Genomic DNA, 18,769 nt, shown 5'->3' with positions numbered 1-18,769 from the left:
TAAAAAGGAACTTCCCTACATACGTTTTCTTAATACGTGGAAGCTAAACTTATCAGCTCTAAAGTAATTAATAGAATATAAGATTGGCTCATCATTTTGATCATAGTGCATTTGTTTTAAAACTAGCAGTGCCGTTTCAGGTTCACATTCTAAAATCGGTGAAATTTTCGGGTGATAACCAATCGGTTCAATGTGAGCAACTGCGTATGTGATACGCTTGTGCGTATTATTATGTATTACTGTAAGCAGCGATTCCTCATTGTATCCCGATAAATCTGGTAATATCTCTTTTGCCAGTTTATCAATGCAATATACAACTGGTTCCCCATCCGCTGTACGAACACGTTCAATCATTACTGCGCTAAAACCATCTTCACAATTAAATTTCTCTTTTTCTTCTTCTGTTAAAGTTGTTGTAGATGATGATAAAAAGATTGTTCCTGGTGTTTTCCCCACACTAGAAATCATATCTGTAATACTAGAAAGTTGCTCTATTCCAGAAGAAAATAACGGCTTCGCATTTACAAATGTCCCTACACCATGTCTACGAATAACAACATTTTCTTCTTCTAAAATACGTAGTGCTTCCCTTAAAGTTGCCCTACTTACACCAAGTTCTTTCGCTAGATCAAACTCTGAAGGTAACTTTTGTTTTTCTTTGTAAGCCCCATCTTTAATTTTTCCTTTGATGTGATCAATCACCCGCAAATATAGGTGACGACTATCGGATTTTACTGACATAAGACTCCCCCACATTTCAATTATTCGACCTCTGATGTAAGACTTCTTTTCTCTTTTTTCAACTTACAACATAGTATAAATTACTAAATACTAAAAATAAGCGTAATTATCGAATAAATATTAATAATTTTTCAAGATGAAATTTTCACACTTTATTCCATAAAAAAAACTTTGCACACAAACATTCCTCATATCGAGAAAAAGTTCGGCACAAAGATTCCTTACATCCTTTGTTACACACTTTTCCCCTCATAGTCTAGCAATTCATGGTTGCCAGGTAGAAACTTATGGACCTTATCTCCAAGATTATATGAGGCAGTGGTTCTTTTCGAAGTAATCTTACCACTTGCTCCCATATGTGTCAACAGAATTCAACATTTTTCTACATTAAATATCGAACGTTTCGAAAACCAAAACGATAAGCATTCGTATTCTAAAGACCTCTTCGTTATGTAAGTGCTTTCTTTTCTGTTGACTATAGTATATAACAAAAACAGCATATAAAAAAGCCTAATTGTAAAAACAATTAGGCTTTTTTTAAGAACTTTTTTCTTGCACATCTTTAATGAGTACTCCCCTTGGTTTACTACCTTCATAAGGGCCTACTACACCATTCATTTCCATGGCATCAATTAAACGCGCTGCTCGCGTATATCCTACTCTAAATCTACGTTGTAACATAGAAACAGATGCTGTTTGCATTTCTACTACAAGCTGAACCGCTTCATCGTATAATTCATCTTCTACTTCCTGCTTTGTTTCAGGAACATCTTGTGGAATCATATCCTCTTGATATTGCGCTTTTTGCTGCGCAATGACAGATTCTACAACTCTCTCAACTTCATCATCTGATAAAAACGCCCCTTGTACACGAACAGGTTTCGATGCACCAATTGGTATGAACAACATATCTCCACGACCTAGCAACTTCTCTGCACCACCACCGTCAAGAATCGTTCGAGAATCTATTTGGGAAGATACAGCAAATGCAATACGCGATGGAATATTCGCTTTAATAACACCCGTGATAACATCAACTGACGGGCGCTGAGTCGCAATAATTAAATGAATACCAGCAGCACGTGCCATTTGTGCTAAACGCATAATCGCATCTTCTACATCCGAAGAAGCAACCATCATTAAATCAGCTAACTCGTCCACAATTACCACAATATATGGTAATTCAGGTTGTTTCGCTTCCGATTGGCTATTATGTTCTTTAATATAATCGTTATACCCTTCCATGTTACGCGTACCGCTATGCGCAAATAATTCATAACGACGCTCCATTTCACTCACAACTTTCTTCAAAGCCTGTGACGCTTTTTTCGGATCAGTTACAACTGGTGTTAATAAGTGTGGAACACCGTTATATACATTTAACTCTACCATTTTCGGATCAATCATCATTAATTTTACTTCATGCGGTTTCGCACGCATTAAAATACTTACAATAATTCCATTAATACATACACTCTTTCCACTACCAGTCGCACCAGCTACTAATAAATGGGGCATTTTATTTAAACGTGCCAATACAGCCTCTCCTGTAACATCACGTCCAAGACCAATTAATAACTTCTCTTCTGGGTGGTTATTCGCCTTTGAATCAAGAACTTCTCTCAGCGTTACCATAGAAACTTCTGAATTCGGAACCTCAATCCCTACAGCTGATTTCCCGGGAATAGGTGCTTCAATACGAATGTCTTTCGCTGCTAAAGCAAGCGCTAAATCATCACTTAAACTAACAATTTTACTTACCTTTACTCCCATATCAGGATACACTTCATACTTCGTAACTGCAGGACCTCTATGTACTTTTGTTACTTTCGCTTTCACACCAAAACTTTGGAATGTACGTTCCAATTTACGAGCATTTTCATAAATTTCCGCATTTTCATTTGTAACTTGCTTATTTTGGGGAAACTTTAATATATCAAGCGAAGGAAGCTTATAATCTTTATTTTCCACATTAGAAAATTGCATAGGAGGTGCTTTCGTTTCACCTTCTAGCGATTCAACGATTTTTTCTCCTCGTTTCTTTTGAGATTGTTCTTCTGGTGTAGGTGGAACTGCCTCTTCAATAAACGGAGGATTGATTAAATCATTTTCTTCTATCTGCTTTTCCGTCTCTTCACTTACTGGATAATTCTCAGTAAAATTCGAAATAATTGGTGGACCAATTTCTATTTCTTCTACTGGCTCAATAGCTTCTTCTTGTTCAGCAACACGTTCACGTCTCTTGCTTCTTGTTGTTTTTTTCTTTTCAGTTTGCTCGGCGACCCTTTGAGATTTCCAATCTTTATAATCCCCTTGCATTACTTGAAATTGACTTCTAAGAATTCTCCCTACCGGAGCAAGCACTTCTCCAATATGCTTATTTGTTATACAAAGTATTCCAAGAATAACTAAAATAATTCCAATGATATATGCCCCTACTTCGTCAAATAAGAAATAGCACGTTGCGAACATCAGTGCACCGAACATACCACCACCTAAATGAACACTATCCGGGCCCTTTTTCATTTCAAGGAAGAAGTAATCTTTTGTACTAACAATTACAGAAGTATTTTGCACAGCTCCATCTTTCGTAAGAAGGTTAAATAATGTAATATGACTAAACATTAATATTGCTAGTACAATTAAATAAACACCTATTAGCCGTTTATTTAAAAGGTTTGGCCATCCCCGCTTTATTACAAACGCAACAGATAAAGCTATTACACCTAATACACCAATTATGTACCACTCACCAAAGAAGAAGCGAAAAAACAACACAAACGATTTCCCTACAACACCTAGCTGTAAAATCGTAATAATCGAAAGCGCAAAAAGAGTCAACCCGACGATTTCATAATACAAAGTTGGCTTTATCGTACGTCTTGCCTTAGCCTTCGTCCCTCTTTGCTTTTGTTTTGCCATTTCTTCACCTCGTGTTCTAAAAATTAAGTACAACTTTCTTATAAAAAAAGCTCTACTTATATGTCTTTCTCTCTATTTTTCAGGTCTTTATATCTTCTATTTTTACACTTCTTGTAAAATGTTAAATAAACAGAAGAAAGCAGCCTACTCATGGCTGCTCGACCGTCTTGTTTTTTATATTATACCATAGCTCCTAAACAAAATCCTTCTTTTTGCTAAAAGGTAATTTTCTGTCCAGGCTCAAACTCTAGGTAGTGAGACGGATTCGTACTTAATACACGTACAATAGAGTAACATTGATTATCCTCCTCAGAAACCACTAATTCCACGCCATTTATATTCACAACTTTTTGGCTTTCGCATTGTGAATAATCGGCCGGATACACAAGTTGCTCTGGCATAATTGTATATAAAATCATTTTAGCATTGTCCCTTCTGCACTATTATCCATGTGTTCATCAATTAATTCGTTTAATTTTCGAAGTGCGCTACCAATACCACCGACACCATCTATAAGACCATACTTCACTGCATCTCCACCTATTACATTCGTCCCAATATCTCGCGTCAAATTCCCTTTTGCAAACATAAGCTCTTTAAAACGATCTTCCGTTACTTTCGAATGCTTTGTCACAAATCGAATGACTCTTTCTTGCATTTTATCCAAATACTCAAATGTTTGCGGCACACCTATAACAAGGCCTGTTAAACGAATCGGATGAATTGTCATCGTCGCTGTTTCGGCAATAAATGAATAATCAGTTGAGACCGCAATCGGTACACCGATTGAATGCCCTCCTCCTAAAACAAGAGATACAGTTGGTTTTGAAAGCGAAGCCACCATTTCAGAAATCGCTAACCCAGCTTCAACGTCACCTCCAACTGTATTTAATATTAACAGTAAACCTTCAATTTTCGGATTTTGTTCAATCGCGACAATTTGCGGAATGATGTGTTCATATTTTGTTGTTTTATTTTGTGGTGGCAACTGAATATGACCTTCCACCTGCCCAACAATTGTTAAGCAATGAATACGCGATTCATTCATTTGTGGTACATTCGTCTGCCCAAGTTGCTGAATTTTCTCCACTATAGAAGCCTCTTTTGAAACTTCTTTCGGCTCAGCTTCTTTTTCTGCATTTGTATAACGATCACGTTCTGTCATATCGCATCCCCTTTCACTCGTATATAACTATTATTTCTTAAGTTATGAATTTCATTCGATAGGGTTAAAAAAGAAAAAGATCACCTGTAAAGGTGACCTTCTTTATACTTCCATAATAATCGGTAAAATCATTGGCTTTCTCTTCGTTTCTTCGTACAAGAACTGCCCTAATAATTCACGAATATTTTGTTTCAACATAGACCATTCAATTGTATACTCTTTAATTGATTGTTCAACAATCATACGTACAATATCTGTGGATCGTTCGATTAATGCTTCTGATTCACGAACATATACAAAGCCGCGTGAAATAATTTCTGGACCAGAGATTATTTTCTTTTCATCCTTACCTAGTGTTACAACAACAACTAAAATTCCATCTTGAGATAACATCTTTCTATCTCGAAGAACGATGTTACCGACGTCACCTACACCTAATCCATCAATTAAAACATTACCAGCTTGCACTTTACCAGCTATTTTTGCTTCATCGTCACCAAAAGCAATTACATCACCTTTTTCTACGATAAAGATATTCTCTCTCTTAATACCTACATCTTCCGCTAAATATGCATGTGCTTTTTGCATACGGAACTCACCATGTACGGGTACAAAATACTTCGGCTTCATTAAATTTATCATCAGCTTTAATTCTTCTTGGCTACCGTGACCTGAAACGTGAACTTTTCTTTCACCGTAATAAATAACCTCAGCCCCAGATCTAAATAACAAGTCAATAATTTTTGATACAGATATTTCATTTCCTGGAATTGGAGAAGCTGCAATAATAACAGTATCACCTTTACGAATTGAAATTTGTTTATGAGCTTGCTTCGCCATTCTAGAAAGGGCTGCCATCGGTTCCCCTTGACTACCAGTCGTTAAAATAGCTACCTTTTTTTCCGGGAAATTGTCTATTTCTTGTAATGAAATAACCATACCTTCTGGAACATCTAAATAACCAAGACGTCTTGCAATATCTACCACTTTTACCATACTACGTCCTACTACGGCTACTTTCCTTCCAGTTTCAGCAGCTGCATCAAACACTTGTTGAATACGATGTACATTGGAGGCAAATGAAGCAACAATAATACGTCCTTCTGAACTATAGAATACTTTAGAAATCTCTATACCAACTTCTTTTTCCGAACCTGTATAACCAGGACGTTCAGCGTTTGTACTATCAGATAACAAGCAAAGTACGCCTTCATTTCCAATTTGCGCCATTTTTCCAAGATCTGCTCCATTATTTCCGATTGGAGTTTGATCAAATTTAAAGTCTCCTGTATATACTACAGCACCTTTTGATGTATGGAAACAAACACCCACAGAATCCGGAATACTATGTGTCGTTCCGAAGAATGACACAGTTGTTGAATTAAACTCTACTGTTGAATTCGAGTCAATTGTTTTTAAGTCTACACGGCCTAACATTCCTGCTTCGCCAAGCTTTTCTTGTATAAGTCCTACCGTTAATTTCGTCGCATATACTGGAATAGATAATTTACGAAGCACATAAACAATTCCACCAATATGATCTTCATGACCATGGGTAATAAATAGACCTTTTACTCGCTCTTGATTTTCTACTAAATATGTAATGTCAGGAATAACAATATCAATCCCAAACATTTCATCTCCCGGGAACATCAATCCTGCATCTACAATAAAGATTTCAGAATCAATTTCAACACAGTACATGTTTTTTCCGATTTCACCTACTCCGCCAAGAGCAAATACTTTAACAGACTCATTCTCTTTTCTCTTCATGTTGTTGCCTGGTTTAAAAATCTTGCAAACACTGATTTCACTAAAATTGCAGAGACACCAGGGGAAACTCTACAACCACCATATATTCACCGTCCAAGACGAATGTCCTTACCGTTATGCGATATCATGTCCTTGTTAATTTTTTAAACCAGGTTTCACCTCTCTTTCATTATATAAATCAAATATCTTATTCGATATGATATGAAAATTTCATTGAATCGTAATTTTTACTAATTTTGCTAAGCATACCCGTACTAAGCTACTTAGCCATATTATACCTGATACAAGAAATAGAACACAAGTTAAATTATACGAAAGACAAGAGAAGACGCTAAAGCGAGGCTGTAATTTTCGGGGGGGATTTTCATATCATACTCACTATTTTTCCTACGTAATAGGAGTTTAATGGAAAAATATTCATGTAAGTTCTTTACATAAACATGAAACGATATTCACTAAAAAAATCTTATCTCTGTAATCAGTTTCTTACTAATCCTACCCCTGCCATCCCCTTCTTATTACAGCCTATTAACTATAGCTAATTTTCACCACTTACATATAGTTAGTCAAAATAAAAATGACCTAGTTTCACACTAGGTCATTTTTATTAACGAGGAATAGATTGCATTACAGATTGTAACGTTACTCTTTCTTCTTCCGTTAATGGAAGAAGTGGCAAACGTACAGAACCTACATCTAATCCCACTATTTGTAATGCTGTTTTTACTGGTGTTGGGCTTGGCGCCATAAATAGTGCATCCGTTACTTTTACTAGTAATTGATGTAATTTCTGCGCTTTTTTGAACTCTCCAGCTTGAAATGCAGCAATCATTTCTTGCATTTCATTCCCGATAACATGAGATGCTACAGAAACAATACCTTTTGCTCCAATTGCCATAGCTGGTAATGTTAAACCATCATCACCGCTGTATACTGCAAAGTCGTCCGCTGTTTTTTCAATGATTTCTGTCATTGTTAACACATCGCCGCCTGCATCTTTAATCGCAACAATGTTTTCTATTTCTGATAAACGAACAACTGTATCAACGGAGATTTGTACAATAGATCGCCCTGGAACATTATATAGCATTACCGGAAGCGGAGTACTTTCAGCGATTGTTTTAAAGTGCTGGTACATTCCTTCTTGACTCGGTTTGTTATAATACGGTGCCACTAGCATAACTGCATCAACACCAACTTCAGTTGCCTTTTTTGTTAAATCAACAGAAGCATGCGTATTATTGCTACCTGTTCCAGCGATTACGGGCACCCTTTTATCGACAACAGATACGACATGGCGATATAACGCTACTTTTTCTTCTGATGTTAATGTAGGAGATTCTCCAGTCGTTCCTCCTACCACGATTGCTGTTGTACCGTTATCAATTAAATAATTTACCAATTTCGTTGTCTTTGCAAAATCGATATTACCGTTTTTATCAAACGGTGTTACCATCGCGGTTGCAATTATCCCAAAATCTGTCATGATCTCACTCCTTATTGTTCCAGTTGCTTTTCTTTTGAAAGCTCAAATGCACTATGTAATGCATTCACAGCCTCCACTAAATCGGCTTCTTTTACAAGAACCCAAATTGTCGTATGACTATCTGCTGATTGCAGAATTTGAATACCTTTTTCCGCTAAAGCTGTGACAATTTTCGCTGTAACCCCTGGAATACCTGCCATTCCAGCACCAACGATAGAAACCTTCGCACAATGCTCTGTCACAACTGGATCATATCCAAGTTGCTTTAAAACCTCAACTGCACGCGCTGATACACTATCCTTTACTGTGTAAGCTACACCGGTAGGAGAAATGTTAATTAAGTCCACACTAATCCCTTCATTAGCCATTTCTTTAAACACGTGTTGTTGTAAATCATATGCAGTTTCTTTTGCAAGCACTTTAATTTGCGTTACATTTGACACATGGGCAATCCCTGTAACAGGACGTTCTTCTACATCCTGCCCTTTTGTAGCACCATCATATGCCGCAATAAGCGTACCTTCACTATCAGAATACGTAGAACGTACACGAAGTGGTACTTTTGCATGCATCGCAATTTCAACCGCACGCGGATGAACAACTTTCGCACCTTGATAAGCCATGTTACAAATCTCGTTATATGTTACAGTTTGAAGATGACGCGCATCTTTTACGATACGAGGATCCGCAGTCATAACACCTTCAACATCTGTGAATATATCGATATATTCAGCATGAAGCGCAACACCTAATGCTGAAGCTGAAGTATCACTACCTCCGCGGCCAAGTGTTGTCGTATCTCCATTTTTCGTTTGACCTTGGAATCCAGTAACAACGATAACATCTACATTTTCTAACTCTTCATGTATACGATCGCAATTCATTTCAATAATCTTAGCATTCGTAAAGTCATTATTCGTTACAAAACCAGCTTGTGCACCATTTAATGCTGCTGCTTTTATACCATTCTCATTCAACATGTTAGAGAAAACAATTGCTGAGATTAATTCTCCACATGATAATAATAAATCTTGCTCACGTTTAGAAATATTAGATTCCTCTTGATTTACAAGACTTAATAACGTATCAGTTGCATACGGTTCACCTTTACGGCCCATTGCTGATACGACAGTAACTACTTTATAACCAGCAGCTAACGATTTTTTTATATGGTGAAGCGCATGCTTACGCCCATTGTCATCACGTACTGATGTTCCACCAAATTTTTGAACAATAATTTTCATATTTTGCACCTTCTCTTAGCCGTTTACACTAATTGTAATTTTACTAAGCGCTCTGCAATTTGAACAGAATTCCATGCAGCGCCTTTTAATAAGTTATCAGATACGACCCAAAGATGGAATCCTTTATCATTATTTAAATCTTTACGGATTCTTCCAACGAATACTTCGTTTTTACCTACTGCAGTAGCTGGCATTGGATATAACTGCTCTGCTGGATTATCTTGCAGTACAATACCTTCTGCATTTGCAAGTAAGTTTTTCATTTCTTCTACTGTTACGCCTTCTTTATCCACTTCAATGTACACAGACTCGGAATGACCCGATACAACTGGTAAACGTACACATGTCGCAGCTACTTCTAATTCAGGCATATGCATAATTTTTTTCGTTTCATTAATCATTTTCATTTCTTCAAATGTAAATCCATTATCTTGGAATTTATCAATCTGTGGAATAGCATTAAAAGCGATTTGGAAATGCTTTTCGTCACCTGATACAGGTAAAACATTCGCCTTTACTTCTTCGCCATTTAAGATTGCTTGTGATTGTTCATGAAGTTCTTCAATAGCTGCCGCACCAGCACCTGATACAGCTTGATATGTGGAAACGATTACTCGTTTTAAACCATATTGCTGGCGAACTGGCTCAAGAGCTACTACCATTTGAATTGTAGAACAGTTTGGATTTGCAATAATACCATTATGTTCTTTTAAATCATTTTCATTTACTTCAGGTACAACAAGTGGCACGTTTTCTGTCATACGGAATGCACTTGTATTATCAACAACAATTGCACCGCGCTTTGCTGCTTCTGGCGCTAATTGTTTCGATACAGATCCACCAGCACTAAATAGTGCAATATCTACTCCTTCAAAACTTTCAGGAGTTGCCTCTTGAACTATAAATTCTTCGCCTTTAAATACAAGCTTCTTACCTGCAGATCGTTTAGATGAAAGTAACGTTAACTTCCCAATTGGAAATTCTCGTTTCTCTAAAGTATTTAACATTTGTTCACCAACTGCGCCGGTTGCTCCAACTACAGCGACATGAAAAGTTTTTTGCTTTTCCATCACTATGCCCCTTTCTAGATACCAATCCTTCTATAACTTAGAATTAGAAGGAGCTTACAATGCCCCTTCTAATCTTAATAACGTTAATTTTATCATATTCTACAGTAAGAATGATGGTTTCAACAAAAATTGTACGTTTTTTTCGTTTTTTAATTCATATATCTGAATTTTTCTACAACAACAGGTTGTAATTGTTTTCCTTGTAACGCTTCTAATACTGTATCTTCAAGTAACTCCATACGAGCTACCATTGAGTTCGGTTTTTTCTCTGGTGCATCTTGGCCGAATGGTACGAAGTAGATGTCTTTTGTAGCCATTAGGCGCATGAGATTTACCCCATTAAGCCCTAAAGCATCATTCGTCGAAACAGCTAACACAACAGGCTTTCCATTTCTAAGCGTCGCTTTTGCTGCCATTAATACTGGAGAATCTGTCATCGCATTCGCAAATTTACTCATCGAATTTCCAGTTAAAGGAGCAATCACCATACAATCTAGCGGGATTTTTGGTCCGAGTGGTTCTGCTCCGACAATTGAATTAATTGCTTTAAACCCTGTTATTTCTTCAATCTTTTTAATCCATTCTTCCCCTTCGCCAAATCTAGTATTTGTTGATTGGACAGTATAAGAAACAACGGGACGTACTTCTGCACCTTCTGCAATTAACTTCTCTAAATGCGGCATAACTTCTTCATACGTACAATGTGAGCCTGTAAATCCGAAACCAATTCGTTTCCCCTTCAAACTCATTTCTCATCCTCCTCCTTTGCGATTGCATCTGCTATTAATAACTGAGAAAGAACATTCGCTAATATTTGTCCTGCTGTTTTCGGTGCAACAATCCCAGGAAGACCAGGTGCTAATAGTGCCTTCACTCCACGCTTCTCCGCATAGCGAAAGTCCGTTCCACCTGGCTTAGAAGCTAAATCAATAACTAGCGTATGAGCTGGCATTTTTGAAATAACATTCGCTGTCACAACGAGATGTGGAATTGTGTTAATAACAATATCGATATTACCTACTTCTTTCTCTATGTCTTGCATATGAAAAGGAGAAAACATCATTTCTGTAATACGAGCAATATGTTCCGAACGTCTCGCTCCAACTTTGACATGTGCTCCTAATGATTGAAAGGCTCTTGCAACACTCATACCAGTTCTACCAAATCCTAAAACCATTACATTCGATCCATGAATTGTGTAATCAGTATGTTGGATAACCATCATTAGTGTACCTTCTACGGTAGGAATAGAGTTATAGATTGCAACATCATCACGATCAAATAATTTTACAAGTTTGCGATTTGTAGTAGATACGAGATTTTCCAAGTAAGGTGTACCAATACCTGAATATATAGTAAAGTTTTCTGGCGTCTTTTCAATTTGTTCTTTCGTTATGGAAACTTTTTCATTTGAAAAAATAGTATCTACTTCTCCTTTGGCATTCGTCCCTGCAACCGGCAAAATAATCGCATCTAAAGAAGTGAAATTTAAATCTTGTATACTTTCTTTTGCTGCCCCTGTGAAGCCATGGTCTAACTGTTCAAATCCTATTAATGAAAGTTTTGCGTCCAGTTCGACTAGCTTGCGAATTACTTCTAGCTGCCGTGCATCTCCTCCTATGACAGCAATATGCATCTCAGTCAACATTCCCTAATTCACCTTCTTTTTCTTTCATTTATAAGAAAAATGCCTACTTTTTCTTTTTCCTCCACATCATATGTAATGTACGGGTTTGAGGTGATTGAAAAACAAAAAGCACACGTGATTTAACTTCTTTATCCCGCTATTTGTGAGGAGTAAGACTACCTCCTCAAAATTCGGCTGAAACAAAGAAGTTAGGAAGCAGTCACAGGCTACTCGTAAAAGCCTTCACTTTATATAAAAATAAAAAAAGACAACCAAAATGGTCATCTTTCACTCCGATCTTGAATGGTTCGTAAGATCACAAAGTATCATATCATTTCCCACCTTCTTAATTTTGCTCCACTCTACTCTCACTTCTTGCTGTTCTCTTTTAAAACCTCCCCATTTCCCAGTAGGTATAATAAGCGCTTGTATTTGTCCATCTCTCTCATCAATTTCTAAATCTGCATGACCTAAAACTCCCATTTTTTCTGCTTTTTCTAAATCCACAATCTCTTTGCCACTTAATTCACTTAAACGCATTAAATCTCCCCCTATCCTATTTTTCATGAAGGTTATCCTATAATAAGTACCTATTCTGCATATATAAAAAAAATAACCGTATCTCCTATAAAAGAGATACGGTTATTTCCGAAAGCGAATGAATTACAAAATCGATTAAAGTTTCATTCCTTTTGGCAGTTTTCCATCTGGACTAATAAGTGCCGCAGAGAATTCATCGGTAAACATATTGCGAATTAACTCGTCTACATTTTGCTTTGTTACAGTGTTTACACTTTCAATAATCTCATCAAGAGAACGATGTTTACGAAGAAGCAATTCGTTTTTACCATTACGGCTCATACGACTATTCGTACTTTCTAAACTTAACATTAAGTTTCCTTTTAATTGTTCTTTACTGTTAACAAGCTCTTTTTCTGTAATACCTGTATTTTTCAACGTATTTAACGTTTCTTGCATTGTTTCATACAGTGTATCTAATTGTTTGCTACCTGTTCCACCGTAAAGTGTTAACATTCCTGTATCTTCATAAGAAGAGTGATAAGAGAATACTGAGTACGCCAATCCACGTTGCTCACGTACTTCTTGGAATAAACGGCTACTCATACTACCACCTAAAACATTATTTAATACAATTAAGTTATAAATATCTTCGTGGCCCATTTGCAAGCCTTTATATCCTAAACATAAATGAGCTTGTTCTGTTTCTTTCTTACGCGCTACTTTATTGAAATGGAAGATTGGGCTATGTACTTGTTCACGATTTGTTGTTCCTTCGTAATTACCGAAATATTGCTCTACAGTTTGTAAAAATGCTTCATCAATATTTCCTGCAATTGATACAACAACATTTTCAGGTGTGTAGTGATCTTTCATATATTGACGTAACGTATCACCTTTAAATGTTTCAAGCGTTTCTTCTGTTCCTAAAATAGGATATCCAAGCGGATGCGTTTCATATGTTGCTTTCGTTAACATATCATGCACAATATCATCTGGCGCATCTTCGTACATTTTTATTTCTTCACATACAACATTCTTCTCTTTTTTCAGTTCATCCTCATCAAATGTTGAATTAAAGAACATATCTGCTAAAACATCTAACGCGTATTTAGCATGCTCATCTAGCACTTTCGCATAGTAACATGTATATTCTTTTGAAGTAAAAGCATTTACTTGTCCACCAATGCTATCAAATGATTCTGCAATCTCTCTTGCACTTCGCGTTTCTGTCCCTTTAAAGAACATATGTTCTAAAAAGTGTGAAACCCCATTATTTTTTTCATTTTCATTTCTTGAACCTGCGTGGATCCATATACCAATCGCAACCGAGCGTACAGTTGGTATATTCTCCATAACAATTCTTACACCATTTTTACAAGTATATTTTTTAATCAAAAACTTTCCTCCTAATGCCAGTTTCTCTAAATAATTGCTATTATTTAATGATAACAAGTTTAGAGATGAATGTCATGCAAATGTATTTAATCCACACGTTTTTCATCTAGTAATTCTGTAATATTCCCCACTTTATATCCTTGTTCCTTTAAATTTTTAATCATAGTATCTAGCGCTTCTGTTGTAGATGAAGTAGGATGCATTAGTACAATAGCACCTGGATGTATTTTTCGCATTACTCTCTGCAATAACACACCCGGTTCTGGCCGCTTCCAATCAATTGTATCTACAGTCCACATAATCGTCCCCATTTGGAAATCATCCGCTATTTGTACTACCTCATCCCGAAAGCTTCCGCTTGGCGGAGCAAACCATCTCACTTTCTGATTTGTAGCTGCTTCTATCATTCGATTCGTTTTTTGTAATTGATCTCGTATTTCATCTGTAGACAGCGTTTTCATATCAGGGTGTGTGTAAGAATGATTTCCTACTTCTTGATTTGCATCGACAATCATTTTGGCAAATCGTAAATTTTCTTTCACCCAGCGTCCTTCTAAAAAGAAAGTCGCCTTCACATCATGTTTTTTCAATACCTCTAATATACGTGGCAAATACTCATTACCCCAGGCCACATTAATTGTTAATCCCACCATTTTTTTATTTGGATGTCCTCGATAAATGGGAGCTGGTGGTAAATCTTCTAAGTGAACACTCGGTGATACTTCCTTAAATTCAAGTTGTTTTTGATCAAACTTCTTGATTTTCTTCATATTATTATAGGACGCTTCTATATCCACTTGTTTTCCATTATACCCAGGCGTCGCCTTCCAAATCTTATCAATCATCGCATTTTGCGGCATAATCTCGTACTGTTTTACATGTTTTTGAATCTCTTCATGCAAGTTATCCTGCGCAAAAACGGAATAAGAGCCAAAACCCACATATAAAGAAAATATAAATATGTACGCTAATATACGAGCTTTCATATAAACCCTCCCATTAACTATAAAAAAGAAACCATTTTCTTCTTATCCTTGTTAATTTGAGCGTTATGATGAAAACTATACCTATACTCACATAAAAATCTAAATGAATCACATTTTTACATAACAAAAAAAGCCAGCTAAACTGGCTTTCACTTATTGTTGCTCTTGTGCGTTTTCTTCTTTAGCTGCTTCTTCTTTAGCTGCTTCTTTTTCTTGCTCTTCTTTTAGCAATACTTTTCTAGATAAGTTTACACGACCTTGTTTGTCAATCTCGATAACTTTAACTGAAATCTCATCACCGATTTTCACAACGTCTTCTACCTTACCTACACGCTCAAGTGCAAGTTCAGAGATGTGAACAAGTCCATCTTTACCGCTAAATAATTCAACGAACGCACCGAATTTTTCAACACGTTTAACTTTTCCTAAGTAGATTTCGCCTACTTGTACTTCGCGAACGATATCTTCGATAATTTTCTTCGCTTTTTCATTCATCTCTTGATTAATTGATGAAATGAATACTGTACCATCTTGCTCGATGTCAATTTTAACGCCAGTTTCTTCAATGATTTTATTAATCTGTTTACCACTTGGTCCAATAACATCACGAATTTTATCTGGGTTAATTGCCATTGTAATAATCTTCGGAGCATACGCAGATAACTCAATGCGAGGTTCAGCGATAACAGATAACATGTGATCTAGAATGTGCATACGACCAACTTTCGCTTGTTGTAATGCTTCTTCTAAAATCTCACGAGATAAACCATCGATTTTAATGTCCATTTGTAGTGCAGTTACACCTTTTGCAGTACCTGCTACTTTAAAGTCCATATCACCTAAATGATCTTCCATTCCTTGAATGTCTGTTAAAATTGTGTAATGCTCACCAGATTTCACTAGACCCATTGCAATACCAGCAACTGGCGCTTTAAGTGGTACACCCGCATCCATCATCGCTAATGTACTACCGCAAATACTCGCTTGTGAAGTTGAACCATTTGATTCTAATACTTCAGATACAAGACGAACTGTATATGGGAAATCCTTTTCAGATGGAAGTACAGGTTCAAGAGCACGTTCTCCTAGTGCACCGTGACCAATTTCACGACGACCTGGTCCACGCATTGGTCTTGTTTCACCAACACTAAATGAAGGGAAATTATAATGGTGCATAAAGCGTTTTGACTCTTCTACACCTAGACCATCTAAAATTTGCACATCGCCTAATGCACCTAATGTACAAATACTTAATGCTTGCGTTTGTCCACGTGTGAATAGACCAGAACCATGTGTACGAGATAAAATGCCAACCTCTGATGCTAGAGGACGAATTTCGTCACCTTTACGACCATCTGGGCGGATTTTTTCAACTGTAATAAGACGACGTACTTCTTCTTTTACAATTTTATATAAAATCTCACTTACTTGTCCTAATGTATCAGCATCCGCTTCCTCAGCTTCGTAATGCTCAATTACACGCTTTTTCACTACGCTAATTGCATCTTCACGTGCATGTTTTTCGTGCACTTGAATTGCAGAATGCATATCTGTCTCAGCCATTTCACGTACAGCTTGGTTCAAATCAGCATCCACTTCATAAAGTTTCACTGCTGTTTTCTCTTTACCGACAGCTTGTACAATCTCTTCTTGGAATGCAATTAGACGTTTAATTTCATCGTGTCCAAACATAATTGCTTCTAACATTGTTTCTTCAGGTACTTGATCCGCTCCTGCTTCAACCATGTTAATTGCATCTTTCGTACCAGCTACAACAAGGTGAATATCACTTTGTTCTTGCTGTTCTACTGTTGGATTAATAACGAACTCGCCATTAATACGACCAACTGTCGCACCTGCGATTGGACCTTCAAATGGAATATCTGAAATAGATAATGCTAATGAAGAACCAAGCATAGCTGCCATCTCAGAAGAACAGTCTTGATCAACACTCATTACGATGCTGACAACTTGTACTTCATTACGGAAACCATCTGCGAAAAGTGGACGGAGTGGACGGTCAATTAAACGACTTGCTAAAATTGCTTTTTCACTTGGACGGCCTTCGCGCTTAATAAAACCGCCTGGGATTTTTCCGACTGCATATAAACGCTCTTCATAGTTTACTGTAAGCGGGAAGAAATCTACATTTTTTGGCTCTTTTGATGCAGTTGCTGTAGATAGAACTGCTGTGTCGCCATATCTTACTAATACTGCTCCGTTTGCTTGTTTTGCAAGCTGACTTGTTTCAATTGTTAGCTGACGACCAGCTAAATCTATCGAGAAGACTTGCTTTTCCTGACTCATTTAAGTACCCCTCTCAATTTAAAATATTCAATTCTTCTATGTAAATGGATAGTATATCACAATATTCTTTCCTCTAGTATTGCCGAAAATTAAGTAAGCTATAAAGAGTAGAAGATATATTTTTACCTAACAAAAAAGCGGGAATATTCCCGCTTCTTTGACTATCGACGTAAGCCAAGCTTTGTGATTAATTCACGGTAACGTGTGATATCGCTATTACGAAGGTAAGTAAGTAAGTTACGACGTTTACCAACCATCTTTAATAGACCACGACGTGAATGATGATCCTTCTTGTGAGTACGTAAGTGCTCGTTTAGAGTGTTAATTTGCTCCGTTAGGACAGCAATTTGAACCTCTGGAGAACCAGTATCAGTCTCATGAGTTCTAAATTGTGCAATGATTTCATTTTTACGCTCTTGTGTTAAAGCCATCCTATTTCACCTCCTAATAATTAAACCCCCAGTTACCTAGCAAGCATCGGTGAGTCGCAATGCCAAGTAATGGTTGTCATAAAGTACATAACATAGAATACTACTTTTCATTTGAAAAAGCAAGTATATTCTTTACGCTCGCAAAATATTCTTGGGCAACCTTTTTATCTTGAGCGATTTGCGCAACTAACTCATCAATTCCATTAAACTTTTTTTCTTCTCTTATACGCATGTGCCACTCCACTGTAACACTTTGATCGTATATGTCTTTATTAAATTCAAATAGATGCACTTCAATAGATAATTGACGCTCATTCTCTTTGAAAGTTGGTTTATATCCGATATTACATACACCATCATGCCATTCATCATGAACCTTCAACCTTACCGCATATACACCTACAGGTGGCAACAGATATTCCTCACTTAAACCTATATTTGCAGTTGGAAAACCAATTTGACGTCCACGCTTATCACCGTGTACAACTGTTCCTTCTACCGTGTAAGCTCTCCCTAAAATAGATGGAATTTGTTCCATTTCACCGTTTCGAATTAACTTTCGTAATGAAGTAGAACTTACTTTTTCTTCTTGATATTCAACTTTTTCGATCACGGTTTGTGTAAACTCCCCTCTTGCATGAAATGGTAAAGTCTCCATCTTCCCTTTTCCTAAACGTCCATATGAATAATCAAAGCCTGCTACTACATGCTTTACATTTAAACCGATAATATACTCATCGACAAACTGTTGTGGCAATAATCCAGCAAATGGCTCATCGAATTTCACCACATATAAGATATCAATTCCTAAACTTGCGATGATTTCTTCTTTAAGACGCATCGGTGTAATATACTCCACATGCGCTTCTTTTTTCCCTAATACAACAGATGGGTGTGGATGGAACGTCATGACAGCACTTTTACATCCTCTTTCATCCGCTATTTTTTTCGCTGTTCGAATCACACGTTGATGTCCTAAATGAATGCCATCAAAATATCCTAATGCCATTACAGTAGGTGGTAATTCTATTTTATTTTGTTCATGTGGATGAGTTAAATGAATAAGTTTCACGCTTGAATTCACCTTTTTCTGTAATAAT

General features: G+C 36.8%; 16 protein-coding genes and 1 riboswitch. All 16 genes read right to left on the bottom strand.

Going from position 1 to position 18,769, the window contains the following annotated elements; translation table 11 throughout:
* Nucleotides 1–15: 15 nt before the first annotated feature.
* The gene (locus MKX77_RS05965) at nt 16–741 is read right to left on the bottom strand and encodes a GntR family transcriptional regulator (protein WP_002121705.1); all 726 of its coding nucleotides are present in this window, start codon (nt 739–741) and stop codon (nt 16–18) included.
* A gap of 232 nt (nt 742–973) precedes the next feature.
* A riboswitch (purine riboswitch) is annotated at nt 974–1,075 on the bottom strand.
* A 203-nt stretch (nt 1,076–1,278) separates the two neighbouring features.
* Entirely contained in the window at nt 1,279–3,663 is a 2,385-nt protein-coding gene (locus tag MKX77_RS05960; RefSeq protein ID WP_341306014.1) for a DNA translocase FtsK, read from the bottom strand.
* Between the two features lie 215 nt (nt 3,664–3,878).
* Nucleotides 3,879–4,082, bottom strand: coding sequence for a YlzJ-like family protein (locus MKX77_RS05955; RefSeq protein ID WP_002088064.1), 204 nt, complete (start codon nt 4,080–4,082; stop codon nt 3,879–3,881).
* Nucleotides 4,079–4,828, bottom strand: a complete 750-nt coding sequence (locus MKX77_RS05950; RefSeq protein ID WP_341306013.1) for a ClpP family protease — start codon at nt 4,826–4,828, stop codon at nt 4,079–4,081. The genes MKX77_RS05955 and MKX77_RS05950 overlap by 4 nt, the downstream gene beginning before the upstream one ends.
* A gap of 102 nt (nt 4,829–4,930) precedes the next feature.
* The gene (locus MKX77_RS05945; RefSeq protein WP_215553945.1) at nt 4,931–6,601 is read right to left on the bottom strand and encodes a ribonuclease J; all 1,671 of its coding nucleotides are present in this window, start codon (nt 6,599–6,601) and stop codon (nt 4,931–4,933) included.
* Nucleotides 6,602–7,208: 607 nt separating this feature from the next.
* A complete protein-coding gene (gene dapA / locus MKX77_RS05940) occupies nt 7,209–8,087 on the bottom strand; it encodes a 4-hydroxy-tetrahydrodipicolinate synthase (RefSeq protein WP_341306012.1) in 879 nt (292 codons plus the stop codon).
* An 11-nt stretch (nt 8,088–8,098) separates the two neighbouring features.
* Nucleotides 8,099–9,331 carry an aspartate kinase gene (gene dapG / locus MKX77_RS05935; protein WP_215553947.1) on the bottom strand — a complete coding sequence of 411 codons (1,233 nt, stop codon included), beginning with the start codon at nt 9,329–9,331 and terminating at the stop codon, nt 8,099–8,101.
* A gap of 23 nt (nt 9,332–9,354) precedes the next feature.
* Nucleotides 9,355–10,401: an aspartate-semialdehyde dehydrogenase gene (gene asd, locus MKX77_RS05930; protein WP_147740039.1), complete on the bottom strand. Its 1,047-nt coding sequence runs from the start codon at nt 10,399–10,401 to the stop codon at nt 9,355–9,357.
* Nucleotides 10,402–10,550: 149 nt separating this feature from the next.
* Nucleotides 10,551–11,150, bottom strand: a complete 600-nt coding sequence (gene dpaB, locus MKX77_RS05925; protein ID WP_002111357.1) for a dipicolinate synthase subunit B — start codon at nt 11,148–11,150, stop codon at nt 10,551–10,553.
* Entirely contained in the window at nt 11,147–12,049 is a 903-nt protein-coding gene (dpaA, locus tag MKX77_RS05920; protein WP_002160749.1) for a dipicolinic acid synthetase subunit A, read from the bottom strand. The genes dpaB and dpaA overlap by 4 nt, the downstream gene beginning before the upstream one ends.
* 267 nt (nt 12,050–12,316) lie before the next feature.
* Entirely contained in the window at nt 12,317–12,568 is a 252-nt protein-coding gene (locus tag MKX77_RS05915; protein ID WP_341306011.1) for a YlmC/YmxH family sporulation protein, read from the bottom strand.
* A gap of 135 nt (nt 12,569–12,703) precedes the next feature.
* A complete protein-coding gene (locus tag MKX77_RS05910; RefSeq protein ID WP_341306010.1) occupies nt 12,704–13,945 on the bottom strand; it encodes a M16 family metallopeptidase in 1,242 nt (413 codons plus the stop codon).
* Nucleotides 13,946–14,031: 86 nt separating this feature from the next.
* Nucleotides 14,032–14,931 carry a polysaccharide deacetylase family protein gene (locus tag MKX77_RS05905; RefSeq protein WP_341306009.1) on the bottom strand — a complete coding sequence of 300 codons (900 nt, stop codon included), beginning with the start codon at nt 14,929–14,931 and terminating at the stop codon, nt 14,032–14,034.
* 153 nt (nt 14,932–15,084) lie between these two features.
* Nucleotides 15,085–17,238: a polyribonucleotide nucleotidyltransferase gene (gene pnp, locus MKX77_RS05900; RefSeq protein WP_215553949.1), complete on the bottom strand. Its 2,154-nt coding sequence runs from the start codon at nt 17,236–17,238 to the stop codon at nt 15,085–15,087.
* A 161-nt stretch (nt 17,239–17,399) separates the two neighbouring features.
* Nucleotides 17,400–17,669: a 30S ribosomal protein S15 gene (gene rpsO, locus MKX77_RS05895; protein WP_001229392.1), complete on the bottom strand. Its 270-nt coding sequence runs from the start codon at nt 17,667–17,669 to the stop codon at nt 17,400–17,402.
* A gap of 100 nt (nt 17,670–17,769) precedes the next feature.
* A complete protein-coding gene (ribF, locus tag MKX77_RS05890) occupies nt 17,770–18,741 on the bottom strand; it encodes a bifunctional riboflavin kinase/FAD synthetase (RefSeq protein WP_341306008.1) in 972 nt (323 codons plus the stop codon).
* Between the last annotated feature and the right edge of the window lie 28 nt (nt 18,742–18,769).

Source organism: Bacillus sp. FSL R9-9410 (genome assembly GCF_038050385.1).
In the GTDB taxonomy this organism is placed as follows: Bacteria; Bacillota; Bacilli; order Bacillales; family Bacillaceae_G; genus Bacillus_A; species Bacillus_A cereus_U.
The sequence above is the reverse complement of the archived record's forward strand: the minus strand, read 5'-3'. Positions and strand labels throughout refer to the sequence as shown.

What these genes read in the sequence shown, in the direction of transcription:
- dpaB (WP_002111357.1), bottom strand. Translation starts at nt 11,150, where the DNA reads ATGAGTTTGAAGGGGAAACGAATTGGTTTCGGATTTACAGGCTCACAT.
- MKX77_RS05915 (WP_341306011.1), bottom strand. Translation starts at nt 12,568, where the DNA reads ATGCGTTTAAGTGAATTAAGTGGCAAAGAGATTGTGGATTTAGAAAAA.
- MKX77_RS05950 (WP_341306013.1), bottom strand. Translation starts at nt 4,828, where the DNA reads ATGACAGAACGTGATCGTTATACAAATGCAGAAAAAGAAGCTGAGCCG.
- MKX77_RS05965 (WP_002121705.1), bottom strand. Translation starts at nt 741, where the DNA reads ATGTCAGTAAAATCCGATAGTCGTCACCTATATTTGCGGGTGATTGAT.
- rpsO (WP_001229392.1), bottom strand. Translation starts at nt 17,669, where the DNA reads ATGGCTTTAACACAAGAGCGTAAAAATGAAATCATTGCACAATTTAGA.
- MKX77_RS05945 (WP_215553945.1), bottom strand. Translation starts at nt 6,601, where the DNA reads ATGAAGAGAAAAGAGAATGAGTCTGTTAAAGTATTTGCTCTTGGCGGA.
- MKX77_RS05905 (WP_341306009.1), bottom strand. Translation starts at nt 14,931, where the DNA reads ATGAAAGCTCGTATATTAGCGTACATATTTATATTTTCTTTATATGTG.
- pnp (WP_215553949.1), bottom strand. Translation starts at nt 17,238, where the DNA reads ATGAGTCAGGAAAAGCAAGTCTTCTCGATAGATTTAGCTGGTCGTCAG.
- dapA (WP_341306012.1), bottom strand. Translation starts at nt 8,087, where the DNA reads ATGACAGATTTTGGGATAATTGCAACCGCGATGGTAACACCGTTTGAT.
- dapG (WP_215553947.1), bottom strand. Translation starts at nt 9,331, where the DNA reads ATGAAAATTATTGTTCAAAAATTTGGTGGAACATCAGTACGTGATGAC.
- MKX77_RS05960 (WP_341306014.1), bottom strand. Translation starts at nt 3,663, where the DNA reads ATGGCAAAACAAAAGCAAAGAGGGACGAAGGCTAAGGCAAGACGTACG.
- asd (WP_147740039.1), bottom strand. Translation starts at nt 10,401, where the DNA reads ATGGAAAAGCAAAAAACTTTTCATGTCGCTGTAGTTGGAGCAACCGGC.
- dpaA (WP_002160749.1), bottom strand. Translation starts at nt 12,049, where the DNA reads ATGTTGACTGAGATGCATATTGCTGTCATAGGAGGAGATGCACGGCAG.
- MKX77_RS05955 (WP_002088064.1), bottom strand. Translation starts at nt 4,082, where the DNA reads ATGATTTTATATACAATTATGCCAGAGCAACTTGTGTATCCGGCCGAT.